14 protein-coding genes are annotated in these 21,157 nt (G+C 44.5%); 13 read left to right on the forward strand and 1 reads right to left on the reverse strand.

Features of this window, described 5'->3' with window-relative positions; genetic code table 11:
• Positions 1–24: 24 nt before the first annotated feature.
• The 9 genes from GO493_RS24395 (at position 25) to GO493_RS24435 (ending at position 14,986) form a co-directional block, all read left to right on the forward strand.
• Entirely contained in the window at positions 25–732 is a 708-nt protein-coding gene (locus tag GO493_RS24395; protein WP_157308853.1) for a thioesterase II family protein, read from the forward strand.
• A 20-nt stretch (positions 733–752) separates the two neighbouring features.
• On the forward strand, positions 753–3,206 hold the full coding sequence (locus tag GO493_RS24400; RefSeq protein ID WP_157308854.1) for a penicillin acylase family protein: 2,454 nt from the start codon (positions 753–755) through the stop codon (positions 3,204–3,206).
• 11 nt (positions 3,207–3,217) lie between these two features.
• Positions 3,218–3,592 carry a hypothetical protein gene (locus GO493_RS24405; RefSeq protein WP_157308855.1) on the forward strand — a complete coding sequence of 125 codons (375 nt, stop codon included), beginning with the start codon at positions 3,218–3,220 and terminating at the stop codon, positions 3,590–3,592.
• Positions 3,593–3,603: 11 nt separating this feature from the next.
• Positions 3,604–5,229 carry an MBL fold metallo-hydrolase gene (locus tag GO493_RS24410; protein ID WP_157308856.1) on the forward strand — a complete coding sequence of 542 codons (1,626 nt, stop codon included), beginning with the start codon at positions 3,604–3,606 and terminating at the stop codon, positions 5,227–5,229.
• A gap of 43 nt (positions 5,230–5,272) precedes the next feature.
• On the forward strand, positions 5,273–7,744 hold the full coding sequence (locus tag GO493_RS24415) for an outer membrane beta-barrel family protein (protein WP_157308857.1): 2,472 nt from the start codon (positions 5,273–5,275) through the stop codon (positions 7,742–7,744).
• A 36-nt stretch (positions 7,745–7,780) separates the two neighbouring features.
• A complete protein-coding gene (locus GO493_RS24420; RefSeq protein WP_157308858.1) occupies positions 7,781–8,689 on the forward strand; it encodes a class I SAM-dependent methyltransferase in 909 nt (302 codons plus the stop codon).
• 55 nt (positions 8,690–8,744) lie between these two features.
• A complete protein-coding gene (locus GO493_RS24425) occupies positions 8,745–9,335 on the forward strand; it encodes a FlmC family 2OG-Fe(II) oxygenase (RefSeq protein ID WP_157308859.1) in 591 nt (196 codons plus the stop codon).
• Positions 9,336–9,617: 282 nt separating this feature from the next.
• Positions 9,618–11,705, forward strand: a complete 2,088-nt coding sequence (locus GO493_RS24430; RefSeq protein WP_157308860.1) for an LTA synthase family protein — start codon at positions 9,618–9,620, stop codon at positions 11,703–11,705.
• Between the two features lie 122 nt (positions 11,706–11,827).
• A complete protein-coding gene (locus GO493_RS24435) occupies positions 11,828–14,986 on the forward strand; it encodes a TonB-dependent receptor (RefSeq protein ID WP_157308861.1) in 3,159 nt (1,052 codons plus the stop codon).
• 95 nt (positions 14,987–15,081) lie between these two features.
• Here the strand turns inward: GO493_RS24435 and GO493_RS24440 are convergent, their stop codons facing one another.
• Entirely contained in the window at positions 15,082–15,330 is a 249-nt protein-coding gene (locus tag GO493_RS24440) for a hypothetical protein (RefSeq protein ID WP_157308862.1), read from the reverse strand.
• 659 nt (positions 15,331–15,989) lie between these two features.
• Between GO493_RS24440 and GO493_RS24445 the strand changes: the two genes are divergently transcribed.
• The 4 genes from GO493_RS24445 to GO493_RS24460 all read left to right on the forward strand — a co-directional run bounded on the left by GO493_RS24445 (position 15,990) and on the right by GO493_RS24460 (position 21,155).
• Positions 15,990–16,235, forward strand: a complete 246-nt coding sequence (locus GO493_RS24445; protein ID WP_157308863.1) for a mersacidin/lichenicidin family type 2 lantibiotic — start codon at positions 15,990–15,992, stop codon at positions 16,233–16,235.
• Positions 16,236–16,319: 84 nt separating this feature from the next.
• Entirely contained in the window at positions 16,320–19,442 is a 3,123-nt protein-coding gene (locus tag GO493_RS24450) for a type 2 lanthipeptide synthetase LanM family protein (protein WP_157308864.1), read from the forward strand.
• 18 nt (positions 19,443–19,460) lie between these two features.
• Positions 19,461–20,363 carry an ATP-binding cassette domain-containing protein gene (locus tag GO493_RS24455; protein WP_157308865.1) on the forward strand — a complete coding sequence of 301 codons (903 nt, stop codon included), beginning with the start codon at positions 19,461–19,463 and terminating at the stop codon, positions 20,361–20,363.
• Positions 20,364–20,366: 3 nt separating this feature from the next.
• Positions 20,367–21,155, forward strand: a complete 789-nt coding sequence (locus GO493_RS24460) for an ABC transporter permease (RefSeq protein ID WP_157308866.1) — start codon at positions 20,367–20,369, stop codon at positions 21,153–21,155.
• The last annotated feature ends 2 nt before the right edge of the window (positions 21,156–21,157 follow it).

Genomic DNA, 21,157 nt, shown 5'->3' on the forward strand with positions numbered 1-21,157 from the left:
TATGTAACATAAAAAAGTAATCATATGAAAAGGCCTCAATTATTTCTTCTGCATTTTGCGGGAGGGAACTGCTATTCCTTTCAGTTCCTTACCTCCCGTCTGAAAGACTTTGATGTTGTACCCCTTGAGCTGCCTGGTCGCGGACGCAGGTTGAAAGAGAATCTGCTGAAAGAATTTGACCAGGCTGCCGGAGATATTTTCAACCAGGTTATGGAAAAGCTCACCTCAGATAACTTCCTTATATATGGTCATAGTATGGGGGCCTACCTGGCATTGCGGATCACCAATATGCTGGCGGAAAAAGAAAAGTTTCCCATCTGCCTCTTTGTTAGCGGGAACGCAGGCCCGGATGTGAGAGAAAATAAGAACAGGTATCTGCTGGCGCACGACGATTTTATTGCGGAGCTGAAAAAACTGGGCGGGGTGCCACCGGAATTTACTGAGAACAAAGAGCTGTTTGATTTTTTTGAACCTATCCTGAGAGCTGATTTTGAGATCGCGGAACGGAACAATATGAAAGATGAGCAGCCGGTGAGTGTTCCGTTGTATGCCATGATGGGCAGTGAAGAGCTGCATGTTGACAAAATAGCCAACTGGGCAAGGTTCACCCTGCTGGAATTTGATTATGAAGTGTTGCCCGGGGATCATTTTTTCATTTATGATCATCCTGAAAAACTGGCTGGTATTATAAAACAGAATTATAAAAGGATGGTGATGGTGCCGCAACTATAAAGAGCTTAAAAAAAACTGAGATGAAAAAGATAAAAGCGGATTTTCTGTTCCCACTCATCGCATTGGCTATCCTGATCTTTGCATTGTCGACCCAGATATTCAATGTACCGCCATTGGGCAAACTGCTGAATCCATTTACCGGTGTTATTCAGAACGATAAAGAGACAGCGCTTTCGGCAGCCCGCATAACAATTGATGATGCTGGCCTGTCAGATACGGTACAGGTATTCTTTGATGACAGGAAGGTACCGCATATTTATGCCAGGAATACGGAAGACCTCTATTTTGCCCAGGGCTATGTAAGTGCCAGCCTGCGTCTCTGGCAGATGGACTTCCTGAGTTATGTATCTGCCGGTAGATTATCAGAGATACTTACGGGAAGCCGTTTTCTGGATTATGACCGCAATCAGCGGCGTATAGGGATACCCGAAGCGGCCCGCAGGTCCCTGGCCATGATAGAACAGGACTCCATAACAAACCAGGCGCTTACTGCCTACACAAAGGGAGTGAATGCTTATATCAGTCGCTTGGGGTACGGAGACTTCCCATTAGAATATAAGCTTCTGAACTATAGTCCTGAGCCATGGACCAAACTTAAAAGCGTGCTGTTGCTAAAACAGCTGGGCAACACGCTGGCGGGATATGAAGAGGATATGATCATGTCGGAACTGGTCCTTGTTCTGGGAGAGGAAACTTTTAATAACCTCTATCCCGATTTTCAGCCTCATATGACGCCTGTAATGAACAGGGCTGGGCAGGAACTAAGTGCAGCTTTTGGCCCTGTAAAAAAGCCCGCATATCTCGATTATTCCTTCCTGAATGCCAGTACCACTATCGCTCAGAATCAGTATAACCCTCACCTGGGAAGCAATAGCTGGGCCGTATCCGGGAAGAGGACGAAATCGGGGTTTCCTATTCTTGCCAGCGATCCGCATCTGAACCTTTCTTTTCCCTGTGTATGGCTGGAGATGCAGTTATCCTCCCCGGGGATGAATGTATATGGAGTAACAATTCCGGGTACGCCTGCCATCATTATTGGTTTTAACGAACATATTGCCTGGGGAATTACCAACGGGGCTGACGATGTTAAGGACTGGTATAAGCTGCGGGTAACGGAAGACTACAGGCAATATGAGCTTGACGGCAAATGGATACCGTTGTCTTACAGGGTAGAGAAGATTGGAAGGCGCGGCGGAAAGCCGTTTTATGATACAATTTATAACACTGTTCAGGGACCGGTGGTAACTACCGCCGGTTTCTCAGAGAAGCGGCCGGAACTGATGAACTATGCGTTAAGATGGACCTTGCATAATCCATCCAACGAATTTCGTTCTTTCCTGGACCTGAACCGTGCAACGAACTATAAAGAATATGCTGCAGCTATAAGGTATTATGCCTGCCCGGTGATGAACTTCACATTTGCCTGCAAGGACAACACTATTGCGGTGAACCACCAGGGCAACCTGCCGTTGAAGGCGCCGGGGCAGGGAAGGTTCATACAGGATGGTACCAACAGTACGCAGGTTTATACAGGATTGATACCAGCAGACAGCCTGCCTCACGAGCTGAACCCTGCTGATGGCTATGTGATATCAGCCAACCAGCATCCTACGGGCGCAGGATACCGGTATTACTACAACGGTTACTATGCTGAAACAAGAGCCAACAGGATAAAGGAACTTCTTGACAAAGAGACCAGCCTTGATATCCCGAAAATGGAAAAGATACAGCTGGATAATACAAACTCATTTGCCGTGGAGGCGCTGCCTGTATTTCTTAATAATATTGACAGCAGGCGGTTGAGCAAGCCGGTTCTGCAGGCGCTGACTGCTTTAAGCGCCTGGAAAGGGAACTACGATGCAAAAGAAAAAAGTGCCAGGTTGTTTGAGCTATGGTTGAAGAATATAAAGGAATATACCTGGGACGAGCTGAAGAATTATCCGTTTCCCCTGAAGCAGCCGGCTGACTATACCTTACTCTCACTGATCCGGAATGATCCATTCAACAGGTTTTTTGACCGGGTGGGAACTTCTGAAAAGGAACATGCGGCTGATATTATCACAACAGCATTTGAAGCGGCTTTCTTCACATATGAAGATGAGAAAAAGAATGGCAGTGTAGAATGGAGCCAGGAGAATAAAGTAAATATTATGCACATGATGGAGATCTCTGCATTCAGTATAATGAACCTGCCATCTGCCGGGCATCCGCAGGCTATCAATGCTACTTCCCGCAGCTGGGGCCCTTCCTGGCGTATGATCGTTGAACTGGGAGACAGGCCAAGGGCTTATGGAGTTTATCCCGGTGGACAGTCAGGGAATGCCGGCAGCAGGTACTATGATAGTTTCGTGACCACCTGGAACCAGGGTAAATATTATCCCCTGCAGTTCTTCCTGTCTGCCGCAGAAGCAGAAAAACATACGTACACCAGATGGGTGATGAACCAGGTATCTGCAAGGAAAATCACTTTATAAAACAACTGATCATGAAAGCAAAAAAAACAGATAACGCAAAGGCAGCAGCTATTGTAGTTGTACTGACAATTCTTACAGGGATGATAAACTATCTGCCATGGTGGAGCTTCGTTGTACCGGTGCTGATTTTCGGGATAACAGCCACTTCACTGCAATGGAAGATCTCCGGGTTTCCTATTGGTTTTTTGTCTGGGTTCATAGTATGGTTCAGCATCAACCTTTATCTGCATATGATCAGCAATGGCCTTGTTTTTAACAGGATGGGCCGGCTTTTTTCGATACCCGGCATATTGGTGATACTCGTTTCGGGCATTATAGCTGGTCTGCTGAACGGGGTGGCCTTGTATACAGGTGTACGCGTCATAAAAATTAACATTATTAAATAAAAATAATTGCCATGAAGAGCGAAAAGTTATATCTTAAGCCTAATGTAATTATCGAGCCTTTAATCGAAAGATGGTATGCCTGGACGCATCTGGTTTCTCCGGCTACAGCAGCCATGAATATAGCAGGCCGTCATCTGAAGATCATGAATTCCTATATACAGGCCCCGCAGATACATGCGGCCGCCGTATTGAATCCGAAGATGCTGGGTGGCCCGTTCATGGATTATGGTGGCAAACGGGTAGATGAGGTCAGAAAGCTCAGGAGTAAAACACTGGAAAGACAGGCGAAGTCAATAGAACTGGCGGATGCCATTAAAGAGCTCGATAGAATGTTGAAAACCCATGCAAAAGGATACTCGTTGGAAACACTGTATGAAAAAGTGCCGGAGATACTGAAGGGATATGTTGAGTTAACCTATGACCTCAATAACCATCCATCCTTCAGGATTTTTGAATCTCTGCTGTATAAGAGCGAATTCTATAACAAGTCATCACAGAGCATCGCATTATGGATAACAGATAATGACGAACGCCCTTTTTGTCTGAGCACGCCCAGGCTGGACGAACCGCATGTACTGCATCTTGATATTCCATTTGATCATCCCGGTATTGATACGCTGAGCAAAATGAAAAGAGAAGCGGGATCTGTGGATGAAATAGCAGAGATACTTGGTGTAAAGGAAGAAGACAGGGCACTCTTTAATACCTTCTTTACTACTCAGAAATACCCGGTTTACAGGAAGTATAAGGGCGACTTTGTAAGAATGCGTTATTTCGGGCATGCCTGTATCCTCATCGAGACTAAAGATGTAAGCATTCTTGTAGACCCGCTCATCAGCTACTATGGGTATGAGTCCAGTGTAGCACATTTTTCTGATGTAGACCTTCCGGATGTGATAGATTATGTGCTCATCACCCATAACCACCAGGACCATATCCTGTTTGAAACATTGCTGCCACTAAGGCACAAGATAAAGAACATCATTGTGCCGAGAACCACTACGGGGGCATTGCAGGACCCTAATCTCAAACTGGTCTTCAATCAGCTTGGCTTCCGTAATGTTACGGAGATCGATGTAATGGAGGAAGTAAAATTTGATAACTGTACCATCACGGGCGTACCATTCACAGGTGAACATAGTGATCTTAATATACAGGCGAAAACCTGTTACCACATTGCTATCGATAAATTTACATTCCTTTTTGTGGCAGATTCCAGGATTGTAGAGGCAAAGCTTTATGAACATGTACATAACAGCATTGGCGATGTGGATGTGATCTTCCTTGGAATGGAATGTGATGGTGCTCCACTGTCATGGCTGTACGGTCCGTTGCTCACAGAAGAGCTCCCAAGGGATAAGGACCAGTCCAGGAGACTATCAGGATCAAATTATGAAAAAGGAATGCACCTTGTCAATATTTTTAACCCGAAGGAGACCTACGTTTATGCCATGGGACAGGAGCCCTGGCTTGAATTTATCAGCACCGTAAGGTATACAGATGAATCTAACCCCATCATTCAGTCAAACAGGCTTGTACAGGAATGTACAGAGCGCGGTATCATAGCAGAAAGACTGTTTGGTGAAAAGGAGCTGTTATACGGATATAGTGAAGTGCTGGCGGAAGTGGCTTCCTAGGCCATCAAATAAAATAAATATTATAGTTAGCAATTTAAATTGTATGAAGAAACCCGTAAATGTAATCTCAATGAGAGCGTTGGCTATTATGTACAGCCTGATATTTGTGTTGTGCTTTCAGCAGGTGGTAAATGCCCAGGAAACAGCCTCTGGCAACAGGATCAGCGGCATGGTAACGGATGGTGCAGGGAAACCTATGGAGTTCGCAACTGTTGTGCTTTTCAAGGCGGCGGATTCTGTACTTGTTAAAACGGCACTGACGGAGCCGAATGGAAAGTTTCAATTCAGTGTGGCTGAGGATGGCGAGTATTATGTGCTGACAACTTTTGTGGGATACACGAAGGTGAAGAGCAAGGTATTCCATGTGGAGGGAACTACTCCTGATATAGACCTGGGCCGCCTGGAGCTGCGGGCTACTTCAAAAAATCTGAAGGAAATAAACGTGGTAGCTGCCAGACCTTTATTTGAGCGTAAGATAGATAAGCTGGTGATGAACGTTTCAAACAGCAGTATTGCTACGGGATCTACCGCATTGGAGGTCTTGCAGCGGGCGCCCGGTGTAGCAGTAGACCAGAACGATAATATTTCAATGAAAGGTAAGCAGGGAGTGCTGATCATGCTGGATGGCAAACCTACCTATATGAGCAGTACTGATGTGGCTAACCTGCTCCGCAATATGCAGAGTACCCAGATAGAATCCATTGAGCTGATCACGAATCCTTCAGCCCGTTATGATGCATCCGGCAATTCGGGGATCATCAATATTAAAACTATTAAAAGCCAGAAGGATGGTACGAACGGCACTATCTCCCTGGGGGCCAACTACTGGCAGCGCTGGAGAGAATACGGGAGTATCAGCCTGAACCATCGCAGTGGAAGGTTCAATATATTCGGTAACTATGATTATGGCGGAGGGAAAAGGAATAATCATATTGAGATCAACCGCCTGGCCAAAGGCAATCCCAATACATATTTTTCCCAGAACACCAACATAGTGCCCAGTTTCAGCAATAATAACATGAAAGCCGGTATTGACTTCGCCATTAATGACCGCAATACCCTGGGTGTGATGGTAACGGGATATTTTAACGCTGCGAAAGAAGATGGCAATGTAGAAACACTCATCGGGGCAAAAAACGGCTCTTATGACTCAAGCCTGGTGGCAAAGAACAAGTCGAAAGACCATTTCAACAACCTTACCTACAATATTAACTATAAATCCGTGCTGGACAGCAACGGTCAGGAGCTGTCTGTAGACCTGGATTATTCCCGTATGGATGGAAAAGAGATAGCTAACTACAATAACTGGTATTATTATGCAAATGGTGATCCTATCCGTTCGCCGGTATTGAACCGGAATACCACACCTACAAATGTTGACATAAAGGTGTTTAAAGTTGACTACACATTACCTCTGGCAAATAAGCTGAAGTTGGAGGCTGGTGTTAAAGGCAGCTGGGTCAGAACGGATAATAATTTGCTGGCAGAACGGCAGTCGGGTGGCGAATGGGTGAACAGGGAGGAGCTGAGCAATCATTTTATTTATGATGAGAACGTGATGGCAGGGTACCTGAATTTCTACAAAGAGTTTAAGTCCACATCTGTTCAGGCAGGGCTGAGGGCAGAGAATACCAGTTCCAGGGGAAATTCTGTAACAGCAAATTCCATTGTAGAACGCAACTATCTCAATTTCTTTCCGAGTGTGTTTGTTACACAGGACCTGGGAAAAGATCATACCCTGGGTATATCATACAGTCGTCGTATAGACCGGCCGGACTATGGCTCACTCAATCCTTTTGTGTATTACCTGGACCAGTACACTTATCAGAAAGGTAATCCATACCTGAAACCTCAATATGCCAATAGTGTTGAGCTAAGTTATACGTTTCAGAAGAAATATAGCCTGACGCTTAACTACAACAAACTGACAGATGTAATATCAGAGGCAATACTGCCGGATTCTGCATCCAAGGGCTTCTACCAGGTTTTTGAGAACCTTGCAAAGCAGTATTATTACGGAGCCAGCATCAGCGTGCCGGTAAAACCATTCAAATGGTGGGATATGTATAATAACCTTGACGTTTTTAACCTGCAGTTCAAGTCTCCCAACCTGGCCGGTCAGGCGGTAAATACGAACAAGACTACGATGATGTTTAAATCAAACAACAGTTTTTCATTGTATAAAGGTTTGAATGGCGAGGTCAGTTTCAGCTATCGTTCTGCCGCCAACTACGGTGTTATAAAGATAGAAGAGCAGCATTATGTGGATGTTGGCCTCAGCAAATCTTTACTTAACAATAAACTTAATATCAAGTTTGCCATCAGCGATCTGTTCAATACTTACGAAACTCATTTAAGCAGCGCATATACGGGTTTCAATTACAGGCTTTACCAGAAGATGGATAGCCGGAGAGCTAAGCTGACAATAACCTATAAGTTTGGAAGCAAGGATGTTAAGGCCCAGAGAAGACGGTCAACCGGAACGGAAAATGAAGTACAGAGATTGAAAAACTAAAATATTTCTAACAATCATTTCATACAATGTAATAAAATGAATACTACAGAAATAAATGTTCACCAGGTGCTTATTGAAAACCTGGAAACTGTCAGGAATGAATATCTCCGGTTGGAAGATAAACGGGAGCGTGAGGCATTGTTATTGCGGACGCTGAAAAATGCTACCGGCGATATGAATGAAATGGTAGGCAGCAATCTCCTGAATATTATCACCCATTATACAACTGCAAATAACCTGAACCTGGACCAGCTGGTTCACTTTCTGAGTGCAATTATGGATAACCCGGTTGATAATATTGTGCAGTTGCGGGAGTTGCAGGATGATTTTGACAGTAAGTTCAATACTTCTACCAGCATGGTAATGTATCAGTATGAACTCCCTGAGAAAGTGTCGGCGGAAAGACATAAAAATGCCACCCGATATGTACCCAGCCCGGTGGAAGCTGTGCATATCGCAATGAAGGCATTGCCGGAATATAACGTCCGTTACGAGGATTTTGTCTTCGTCGATATAGGCTCCGGAATGGGGCGGAACCTGCTGCTGGCGTCTCATTATCCGTTCAGGAAGATCATGGGGGTTGAAATATCATCACATCTTCACAACATTGCTGAACAAAATATTGCCCGGTATAAAATGCCGGAACAACAATGTGATCAGTTTGAGTTGCAATGCGTGAATGCGCTGGATTTCTCTTTCCCGGAAAATGATATGGTACTATACTTTTATGAGCCTTTCAGTACCGTAATAGCTGATAGTTTTTTCCGGAAGCTGGAGCATTTCCTGGAAAACAGGAAGCATAAAGTGGTACTGATCTTCCTGCCAATTGTTTATGCAGTTGTGAAACAATCATCCGTATTCTCGTTCAGAAGTAATCTTGCTACACCTGAAATGGCGGGTACCAGTAAAGGTTATTTTACCTACAGCGTTTATACAAACTTCTGAATAACTCTATCTAATCATATCGAAACAAATACTTTAATCTTAAAAAAATAAAAAAATGAACATAGAAAACTTACAGGTCAGAAAGGATGTTATTGATGGACATCCTGTATATATCGTTGACAATTGCCTTGACGGAGCGCATATAGATGCTTATTACAAAGAGTCAATGAAGGTGAGTTTCAGGAAAGGTGAGACTGATTTTAAAGGAGACCAGTTTCCTGTATTCAGTTATGATTTTGACCCTATCAGTTTTTCATCAAAGTATTCAATTGGCAAGACAGCTGATATGCTGCTGGCAAAGTTATTCCCGGAATCTGACTGTACCTTGTTCCGTTCCTACATTAATATGATCCATTATGGTGATATGGAATACCCTCACAGGGACTGCGAGATAGGAAAAGGGAATATTACTTTCCTTTATTATGTCAACAATAACTGGGATTATACCTGGGGGGGAGAGACTAAATTCTATGAAGATGGAGAGCCCCGGATGGCAATTCTTCCCAAACCCGGAAGGTGCGTTATTTTCCTGGGAGAAGTAGAGCATTCTGCAGGAGTACCAACGCGGATCTGTTCTTCATCAAGGCTGACGCTGGCATTAAAATATGCAGTGGATAAAAAGAATGATCCGTGTTTGATCCTTTAGGGACTCAAACCTGGCAAATCAAAGTGATAAAATAAACCTTAAGAGGGTGTTTTTCAATATAGAAAGGCACCCTCTTTTTTTGTAGTGAAATTATCCTGATGGAGCGGGGAAAATATTTTTACGGATATAAGATGTTGCAGGAACAGGTGTTTGTAGTTTAAGTGATAATTTAGTTATATATTAAAATGATTGATTGTTATTGTAATAGGTTGTGAGGCCAACTGTTCTTCAGAATTTCTTCAGAATTGTCCCCCATGTTTGTACTGGCTTTAAACACATAGTATGACTACAAGGATCTTTAGCAACAGGCTTTCAATTATCGGGTTGATATTCGTAATTATAGTAATAATTTCAGGATTTACGCGCATAGCTCTCCTGGCAGGCACTCCGTCTTCCGGTGTTGCACTCGGTCAGGTTACGGGATCGTTTCTTATCGGGCTTCTTTACGATCTTTCGGTTGGTATTTTTATTATCATCCCTTTTGTTTTACACTTATGGCTTCAGAATGATCTTATTTATAAGAGGAAGATATTTCCTTTTGTTTGCCTGTTCTTTGTGGTAGCATTAGGGGGATTGTTATTTACAAGTATTATCCCAAAGGATTTCAGCCCGGAATTATACCGGGCAGTCATTTATTATATAGGTTTCCGCTTCCTGGTTTACCTGTTCCTTTTCTCACGGACACCCGCTTTTCGTTTAAAATGGCGGACAGGGGTATTGTATATAGGAATGACGATTGTCACTTTCCTGTTGTTGTTTAACGCTGTTGCTGAGTGGTTCTTCTGGCAGGAGTTCTCTACGCGTTACAATTTCATAGCGGTAGATTACCTGGTGTATACTACTGAAGTGATCGGCAACATTACTGAATCCTATCCGCTGATGCCTATCCTGACAGGCCTGTTCATTCTTGCGGTGTTGCTGGTAGTAGTATTAAGGCGGTTGATCCGTAACAGCGCGGTTTTACCGTTGTCTTTTGCAAAGCGGTCTGTAATTTCAGTGGGTATGCTGCTATTGCCGTTGCTGGTTTATTTTACTGTCCCGGAGAAATGGCGGCATTTTAGCCGGAATGAATATGCAAATTCATTAGCAGGTAATGGCCTTTTTGAGTTTGCAAATGCGTTTACACAGAATGAGCTGGATTTTTACAGTTTTTATACTATACTACCGGATGATGAAGCATTCCGGATAGTTCACAATCAACTGCAAACTCCCAATAGCCGGTTTGTTAAGAACGATCTTTATTCCATTGAAAGAGATATCAGTTATAATGAACCGGAAAGAAAGCTGAATGTAGTACTGATCAGTGTAGAAAGCTTCAGTGCTGATTTTATGCAGGCTTTTGGCAGCACAAAGAATATTACTCCTTACCTGGATTCTCTTGCCGCCCACAGTCTGCTTTTTACCAATTTATACGCCTCCGGTACCCGGACTGTCAGAGGACTGGAAGCATTATCACTCTCCATTCCGCCTACCCCCGGGCAGAGCATTGTAAAAAGGCCGGATAATGGTCATCTGTTTTCGCTGGGCAGCGTGTTACGTAGTCATGGGTATACTACCCAGTACCTTTATGGTGGGTATAGTTACTTTGATAACATGAAAACATTCTTTAGCGGAAATGGCTATACGGTAATCGACAGGTCTGCTATACCGGCAGCACAGGTGCATTACCAGAACATCTGGGGAGTGGCTGATGAAGATCTGTTTACACTGGCGCTCCGGGTACTTGATTCCAATAGCTTGTTCCGGAAACCTTTTTTTGCTCATATCATGACGGTAAGCAATCACCGTCCGTTCACTTATCCGGAGGGGAGAATTGATATCTCACCTGAAAAGCAGATAAGGGAAGGAGCGGTGAAATACACAGATTATGCCATTAACAGGTTTTTAAAAGAGGCTAGCGCCAGGAGATGGTTTGATAGTACTGTGTTTGTGATCGTGGCAGATCATTGTGCCGGCAGTGCTGGCAGTGTGGAATTGCCGGTTACCGGGTATCATATTCCAATGCTGATCTTTGCTCCCAAAATATTACAGCCGCAACAGGTAAATACGTTAACCGCGCAAATTGATATTGCTCCCACTATACTTGGTCTTTTAAAACTCCGGTACCGGTCTAAATTCTTTGGGTATGATGTGCTGAATATGCCGGCAGACAGGCAGCGTGCATTCATCAGCACTTACCAGGGGCTTGGTTATCTGCGGAACGGAAAGTTAGTTATTCAGTCGCCCGTTAAAAACATAAAAGAATACCAGCCTGACTTTATTACCGGTAATGCGAAGCAGATCACGTTGAATGATTCCCTGGCACGTGAAGCTATTGCAGACTATCAATGTACCAGCTGGCTGTTGAGGCATGGACGGCAATCTGAATAGAACAACAGGTTACTCACTTAAGCAGTATTTTCCTCATTTAAAATTAACATACCGCTAAACTTCCCATAACATTCGCTTTAGACATTTGCACACTGAATCGCCAACGTAAATCCATATCGATTATGCACACTTGTCTAAAGCGAATGTTCTTAAGCTCGCTGCTTTTCCTTATTTCATTGTACTCAGTAGCCCAGACCAACCTTGCAGGTATATCCGGTAAGGTGAGTAGTAGCAATGGAGAGCCCTTGCCAGGCGCAAGGATACTGGTAAGGAATGAATCTACCGGTTTCCAGACCAGGGCTGTCTCTAATGAGAAGGGAGAGTTCCTGTTAAAGGAATTACCATTAGGTACTCCTTATTCTGTTACTGTTGAATCTATGGGAATGGTTACCCGGAAACAGACTGGCTATGCACTTAACCAGGGAGACCTGTTACAGGTGTCTTTTCAGATGGCTGAGAAGATGACAGACCTCCAGGCAGTTGTTGTAACTTCCGGTTCTGTAAAGAACAAAGTAGAAAATATCGGCGCTGTAACAGCTGTAACAGCCAGGGATATAGCGAAGCTGCCGGTTAACGGACGTAACTTCACTTCGCTGATGGACCTTTCTCCTCTAAGCAGTGGAACGAACTTATCAGGACAACTGGCATCTGCTACCAACTTTACAATTGATGGTATGGCTGCAAGAGGTACTATTTCCGGCGGACAACCAACCGGCGCATATTCCATCACTATGGAAGCCGTACGTGAGTTCCAGGTAGTAACCAACCAGTATGACGTTACTTACGGCAATGCCGGTGGCGGTACTGTTAGCACTGTAACTAAATCAGGTACCAACACACTGACAGGCAGCGCCTTTACTTTCATCCGCACCAACTGGCTGTCCAGTAAATATGGCCTTAACGGACAAAAACGTAATCAGCCATTCTCTACTTATCAGTATGGATTCTCACTCGGCGGACCTATCATCAAAGATAAAGCGCATTTCTTCTTTGCATGGGACCACCAGGATGACTCACGTCCGTTATATATAGCCAATATACAATCGCCCGCAGACGAGAAGAGGTACAATGTTACCCAGGCTACGCTGGATCAATACCTGACTATCGCAAGAAGCAAATATGGTGTGGCCGGCTCTCCTCAATTCGGACAGTTCGATAAGAAGAAGAACACACATGCCTTATTCGGAAGGATTGACTGGCAGCTGAATTCCAGGAACCTGTTCACTATCAGGGATAATTTTATCTATGATATGGATAACCAGTCTGACGGAGATAACACTGCTATCAATATTTATGAAGTATACAGCAGCAGGAAGAGCATCAACAACAGCCTGATAGCCTCACTGCGTACTTCTATCAACTCAAATGTGACAAACGAACTGAAGCTGCAGCACTACTGGGAGTATAATAAATTGTTTGCCAACTCCCAGCTGCCTGCAGCTAATATACCCAGGGCCATTGTACAGAATATCCAGTCTGTAGCGAGCGACAGCTCAACAGTAACTACTGCTATACAGCTGGGCGGACAGCGCTATGGCGGTGATTACTTCAATAATAACCTGGTACAGTTAATAGATAACCTCTACTGGAATACTGGTAAGTCACACTTTACTTTTGGTGGTGGTGTTACCTTTACTCACCAGAATTCCATCTATGGTAGCGAAACCAACGGTCGTTTCTACTTTACCGGGATGGACAACTTCAACAACCTTACTCCTTACCGTTACGCAAGAGACATCTATCTGACTGACGATCATAATATCAAATTCAATATCCTGGTGCCTAATGTATATGCTCAGATGCAGACAACGTTATTCCCCGGATTTGATATCACCGCCGGTGTGCGCGTAGATTACACGGCATACCTGAACAAAGCTAATTTCAACCAGACTGTTAACAGTACCCTGGGATTAAATACCTCTAATAAGCTCAGGACTTTACAGGTACAGCCCCGTTTTCAGGCTACCTGGGACCTCGGGCAGAACAAACGTGATATTATCCGTGTAGGAGCCGGTATTCTGGGATCTGCTCTGAACCCTTATTCTATGATCAATAATATGCTGTTTGACGGATCGCATATAGTAGGAGTGGACCTGACAGGCAGCCTGGTGCCAACGCCCAATTTCCCTGGCTACAGGGCTGATCCGGCTACAGCTCCGGGTATGGACCTTCTCAGAAATGAAGCTATTCCCAAACTGGCTACTATCAACATGAATGGTAAAGATGCAAAAGTGCCTACTGTTTATAAGATGAATGCTTCCTATTCCCACTTCTTTACAGAGGCGTTCCGGATGAGTATTAACGGGTACCTGACCTATGGCCGTAATAACTATACTTATATAGATCGTAACATGGTAGATCAGCCATACTTTACCATTGCAGCGGAAGCTAACCGTGGCGTGTATGTACCCGCATCAACCATTAATGCAGCCAATGGTGCGGCCGACTGGACAAAGAGCCGTAAAACCACAGAGGTTGGCCGTGTACTGGAACTGCAGAGCATCGGAAAGGTGAACCAGATGGCTTTTGTGATAGATGGAGCCTATCGTTATTACAAGGATGGAGAGATCGCGTTCTCTTATACCTGGAACCAGTCTAAGGATAATACTTCCTATAATGGCAACGTTGCCAACACTGCAACGCTGGTACAATATGTAAAGGATGATCCGCGTAACCTGGGTAAGATGACCTATTCAGATAACCAGTTCCGGAATAAAGTGGTTGTATATGGTACAGCCCCTACTTTCTGGGGAATAAGCGCAGGCGTACGTTTCTCCGGTATCGGCGGTACACGCTACACCCTGTATGTAAACGGGAATATGAACGGGGACTTTGTAGCTACCAACGACCTGGCATATGTATATGATCCTAAGGACAGCAATACGCCTCAATATCTGAAAGATGGTATCAACGCTATTCTCAGTAACCCGAATGTGGAGGAAAGTACAAAGACTTATATCAGAAACAGTTTCGGAAAGATGGCAGAGCGTAATGGAGGGGTAAATCCATTCTACGGTGTATTTGACCTGAGATTGACCAAGAAGATAAAAACGTTTAAAAAACAATATGTGGAAATCTCTGCAGATATGTTCAATGTAGCTAATTTCTTCAATAAATCATGGGGTGTTAACCATAACGTAGGGGCAACCAGCTTGTATACTATCAAGAGCTTTGACCCGGCTACAAATACATTTAAATACGCTGTCAACACTAATGCAGGAGTATCTTCCCTGAGCGGAAACCCTTACCAGGTGCAGATAGGAGTGAGGTACGGTTTCTGATTGCCGGTTGCAGGTCATGAAAAAGGCGCAATTAAATTGTGCCTTTTTTTATGAATTTATTCATTCTCCACGATTTCTTTCTATGTCAGATATCGTCAGCACTCGGAATAATCTGATGAAAAAGTACCATTAACTGCATATAATTTATCTATCCTGATCTCTGTCTGATCATCCAGCTTCAGCCATTGTTTGCCTTCGCGTTCAAAAACGCTTTCAATGAATCCGTTGGCACGGGTAACGCCATTGTCGTCATACAGAATGGCAGCTTTCTGCTTTTTCTGAAAGAGGTCCATGACCAGGGGATAAAAAGACCCGCCGGTTGGAATAGTTTCTCTGGTATCCATAATGTTGAATATTGAGTGATTATGCAAATGTACAATGATCGTGGGTTTTCCTTTTATTTTTTAGGGAGGACAGAGTAATTGGTTGTTATTGAGGTAGATATTACCAGATATAAAATATCTTTTTTTATCAGAACAAAGAAAATTTTTTTTTGAGTATTTAGGATAAATTGCCAGCAGATTATAACCCTCAAATTAACCCGGATTCAAATGGACCCAACTGTAAATTGCATTGTAGCACTATAAGAACCCCAGGAAGAGCAAAAGACACAAGGACAGAAACCATCAGTTTTAATGTTGAGTGTGCAATTTCCTGATTCACCTGATATTATTCGAAGAGGTATTCCTTAATGTTGCGGCCTGTAGTTATGCCACATAAACCTGCTTTTGTTTTATAACCTGTAATGATTGTTTAATGAGAAACAGAAACCCTCAAAATAATATTCGCTATTGGAAGGCCGGCTAAGTGTATAGCCTGTGTATTCTTCTGAATGCTCATCTTTTTACCGGTAAACGCAAAATGAGCCGATGCAAGTGGCCATCAGCAGAGGAGCGTTTTGTGCCTGCGCATCCATGCTGCGCTTTTCCCCGCATGGCGTTCAATACTGGTATAATAACGTGAAACTTTTACCAATTTTTCCCCAATTCAAATTGTTAATCAAATGAAACACTCTAATGTAGACGTAATCCGCGCATGGAAAGATGCAGAATACAGAAATCAGTTATCTGCAGAACAACTGGCTACCCTGCCTGCTAACCCTATCGAATCAGCTGATATCGATGGTTCCCTGCTGAAAGGTGGTATTGCCCGCGAAATTGAAGCACCAGCAGTTTCTGGTGGCTGGGTTTGCACCATCAGCGGAGAGTGCAATGGTGGCTCCTGCTGCAATCCGTTTACTTCCCGCTAAGAAGGAAGAGTATTCCTGATATTCAATGAGCCGGCAGGAATTCTGCCGGCTCATTCCCCAACAATAACCACCATCAGCTAATTTATGTCCAACGCTACGCTCATACGTCCGGCCCTGCTGTTACGCGCACTGAGGCAGGACGAAAGACAGGAACTGCTAAACACGCATGCTGTACTGCGTGATAAATTGAATGGGACAGCGCTATCTTCCCCTGCTTTTTTTGATGCAGTTATAGAAACTGATATACCATTACCCAAATGGCTCTGTGACCTGGCAGACTGGTATGAAGAAGAACCTCAGTCAGCCCCCCGGTTCTCTGCCCGTTTCATTACAGATGTACCCCTGGCAGCATTTTTTGATGTAGCAGAACCCATTATCAGCCGCACTACTGTCAGCTTTCGCCAATGGCTGGAAACGTATAGTGCTGAAGTACCCCAATTCCCATTTAATATAGATGAACTGGAACAGCAACTGCTGTTTGACATGGCCTTTTCCATATTCGACATGCTTGACCGCACAATGGTGCTGGAACTGAATGTAGCCAGGCTTAGCAGTGAACTGACTGGAGATACCTCTGAAGACCGTTTTAACAGCTTTATCCATCTGCTTTCTGACCCCGTTAAACGTATTGCGCTTCTCGAAGAATACCCCGTACTTTTCAGGAGCATCTATGAATTTTCCGGCAGATGGCTGGACAATAGTATGCTTTTTGTACAACGCCTGACCGGCGACTGGCAAAAGCTTAAAGAACATTTCAATATCACTTCAGACGGTGGTATACGGAAGTTGCATATCAATGCGGGAGACCGTCACAATAACGGCAAAACCGTTATCCTCATTACTTTCAATACCGGCGAAAAGATTGTTTATAAACCCCGGGGCCTTGACCTTGATCTGTATTTTCAGCAGATATTACAATGGTTCAATGACAAAGGCGTACAACCTGCTCATAAACTGCTGAACATATTAAACAGGCAGGACTATGGATGGATGGAATTTGTAACATACCAGCAATGCTCCTCTCCTGGAGAAATAGAACGCTTTTACAGCCGCATAGGCAGCCTGCTGGCCATTCTCTATGCCATTAATGCAACTGATTTTCATTATGAGAATATTATAGCGGCCGGAGAATACCCGGTGCTGATAGACCTGGAAAGCCTGTTCCATAACAACGGCGCCGCGGAAATAAAAGATATTGACAGCTTCCTGGTTGCCAGGATGAAGCAGTCTGTACTGCAGATACATATCCTTCCTTTCAAACTATATATGGATGAAGGTGTGGTGGATATCAGCGGTGTCTCTGATGTGGAAGGAACAGACCATCCTAAAATGATACCTATATGGGAAGGGAAGGCTACAGATGAAATGAAGCTGACCAGGATGAGGGGTAAGTTCACAGAAAGTAAGAATAGCCCCCGTCTACAGGAGAAGAAAGTGAACGTGCTGGATTATGCGCAATACATTGATGCTGCTTTTAAGTCATGCTATGATCTCATCATGCATAACAAAGAGGCTATGCTTAACCATCCTTCCCTGTTAGGAGGACTTTCCCGGCAGGTACAGGTACGTATACTTGTACGGGCCACAGCTGCATATACACAGCTTATCCGTGCAGGTTTCCATCCGGATTACCTGCGGGACGCCCTGAAGCGCGACCAGCTCTTTGAGATGCTGTGGACCAGTGAGCCTTCAGGCGGCGTGTACCTGAATATAGTTCCATCTGAGATCGCATCTTTAAACAGGATGGATGTACCTTTCTTTGTAACTACACCTGACTCGCTTGACATATATCCCGGCAGTCTTTCTGAAGGGAAACCCTTTTTCAGCCAGACAGGGTACGAACAGGTAAGACAGAAGATCGCAGACTTCTCAGAAGCAGATCGTGAGCTGCAATGCTGGTACATTAAAGCAGCACTTTCATCTTCTACTTCTGCTCATGGTGGTGGTGGCGTTGATAAGTACATATCTGACCGGTACCTTTTAACAGGAGAGAGGTCAGTTACGCAGGAAGAACTGGTAGACGCAGCAAAAAGTATTGCCAGCCGTATTGCTACGCTGGCCATACGTTATAATGATCATGCACAGTGGGTAAGCCTTATTCAGCTGGATGATGATAACTGTGATGTAAAACCCCTGATGATAGATATTTACAGTGGTATCTCAGGTGTAGTGCTTTTTCTCGGGGCGCTTACACATACCACTGAAGATAAAAGCTGCAATGACCTTTTCAATCAGAGTCTGAATAAACTTCTGCAAATGACCCGCATCTTCATGGACAGGAAGTATACCCACAAAATGGGTGCTTTCGACGGGTGGGGCGGTGTATTGTACACGCTTCAGCTGCTGGAAGGCTGGTCTGACAGGGAAGATATCAGATCTATGAAAGAAGAGATCAGGGATTATATCATTGCCAATCATCATCACATTACAGAACATGACATCCTGGGAGGAACGGCAGGGTTGATACTTTGCCTCATGAAAGTGTACGATGATACCGGTGATGAAGAACTTTTACAAACGATGACCTCCCTGTCCGGAAAACTACTTGAAGCGGCGGTAAAGATGGAAGAAGGAATAGGCTGGCAGAACACCATCACCGGTAATATACTTGGAGGACTGGGCCATGGTGGAGGCGGCATTGCTATCGCCCTGATGGAAATGTATGCGCTGACAGGAAAGGAGGAGTATCAGCTGGGAGCAGAACAGGCGCTTGCATATGAAAGAAGCCTGTTTATTCCGCAAAGCGGTAACTGGATGGATAAAAGGGCTTTCCGCAGCCAGGAGCTGGAAGACCAGATAGCTCATGAAATGATTGCCTGGTGCCACGGGGCTACTGGTATAGGACTTAGCAGATTGAAGATCTATCGTCATATGCCGGCCGAAGTCATAAAGAATGAGACAATGACAGCTATTTCAACTGTACTGGAACGCGGAATGGGAAAGAACCAGTCTGTCTGTCACGGAGATTTCGGCAATATGGAGCTGCTGATGATGGCTGCACATGAAATGAATATCAGCACACTGCAGGAACAGGTAAACCGTATCGCTGCATCGCTGGTAGAATATATACGTGAAAATGGAAGTATTTGCGGAGTGGCGCTGGGAGTAGAGAACCCCGGTTTCATGCTGGGATTGTCAGGGATAGGTTACCAGTTGTTAAGGCTGGCGTATCCGGATGTTTATCCCTCCGTAGCGTTGCTGGACTGATCTTTTAATTTGTTGAATATGGATAGCGTGATTCGCATACAGCATCTTCATTTCAGTTATCAGCAAAAAGATGTGCTGAGAGATCTGAACATCACTGTTCCGGAGGGTGCTATCTATGGCTTCCTTGGGAAGAATGGCGCCGGTAAAACAACCACTATCAAGATCCTGCTGGGACTTATCAGAGTACAAAGCGGGAAGGTGTTTGTATTTGACCGGGATATGAATGATGAGAGAAGCCGTATGGAGATATTGCGTAGAACCGGCAGCTTTGTAGAGTCGCACGCTTTATATCCCAATATGAAAGCAAGGGAATATCTTAAAGTAAAACAGGTATTGCTTGGTTTGCCGGAAAGGAACATTGATGAGACGCTTGAAATGGTAGAGCTGCGTCCGGGAAAGCTGCGGATACGCGAGTTTTCCCTGGGTATGAAACAACGTCTCTGCCTGGCATATGCACTGCTCAACAAACCCTCCCTGTTGGTGCTGGACGAACCTGCCAATGGATTGGACCCTGCCGGTATTATTGCAATGCGTGAGCTGCTGATGAGGCTGAACCGGGAGTATGGCATTACTATTTTTGTTTCCAGTCACCTGCTGACAGAGATAGAAAAAACAGTAACCCACCTGGGGGTGATCAGTAATAACAGGATCGTGTTCCAGGGTACTACAGAGGAATTGCAGCAGAATGCAGGCGGGATATTGAGAGTGGGTACAGGAGATATTCCACGGGCCATGCTGTTGCTGGAGAAGGCCGGTTACCGGCCCCTGCTAACATCAGATAATAAATTACAGCTGGCTATTGCCTCCATGCAGGACATTCATGAGGTTAATAAACTGCTGGTAGATAATAATGTGCCGGTATTTTATCTCAATGCAGAAGAGCAGTTGGAACAATTCTTTATGCAGCTGACCAATAACTAAATCATGAAGAGTGTTTTATTAAGAAGTCTTTATGCAGAACATCTGAGGGTAAAGTCGACCGTGGCTTTCAAAATAGCCTTGCTGGCGCCTGTTATGCAGGTGGCCATGAACTTCCTTATTTATATGTTCAATTATACCTATTTCGTTGAAAAGAATGACCGCCAGATATGGAGCACTTTTACTGCCAGCACCTGGGGGTTCTGGTGTACGCTGACATTGCCTATGCTGATAGCTATACAGACGGCGCTGGTGAACGGGCTGGAACACAACAACAACGGCTGGCGTAACCTTTTTGCACTACCGGTACCCAGGAGCAGTATTTATGCTGCCAAACTTATTTACGCCTGTCTGCTCATTTTCCTGAGCCAGCTGCTGTTATGCGGGGCAGAAGTAGTGGCTGGTTATACTTTGTCGGTGATCCGTCCGCAGCTGGGCTTTCAGCACCAGGCTATTCCCCTGGTATTATTACTGACGCCGCTGGCAGCCATGTGCGGCTCTATGCTGATCATAGTAGTGCATAACCTGGTAAGCAGTTTCTCAGCCAATTTCTTTGTAAGCACAGGCGCTGCCGTGGTATTTACTTTATTTAATCTTATCCTGGTGAACAAGGATGAGCTGGCGGTTTATTATCCGTGGACATATCCGCAGCTGGCGGCCAGGTTCGTGATATATCCAGCAGAGAGCGGAACCCTTATACGTGCTGTAGTGGCCATGAACATCAGTCTTATAGGGGCATGGCTACTGGGTATACTGGGTATTATGAAGCTGTCAGCACAAAAGCAGATCGCATAAAA

Origin of the sequence: Chitinophaga tropicalis (assembly GCF_009758205.1) — a bacterium.
Taxonomy (GTDB): Bacteria; Bacteroidota; Bacteroidia; order Chitinophagales; family Chitinophagaceae; genus Chitinophaga; species Chitinophaga tropicalis.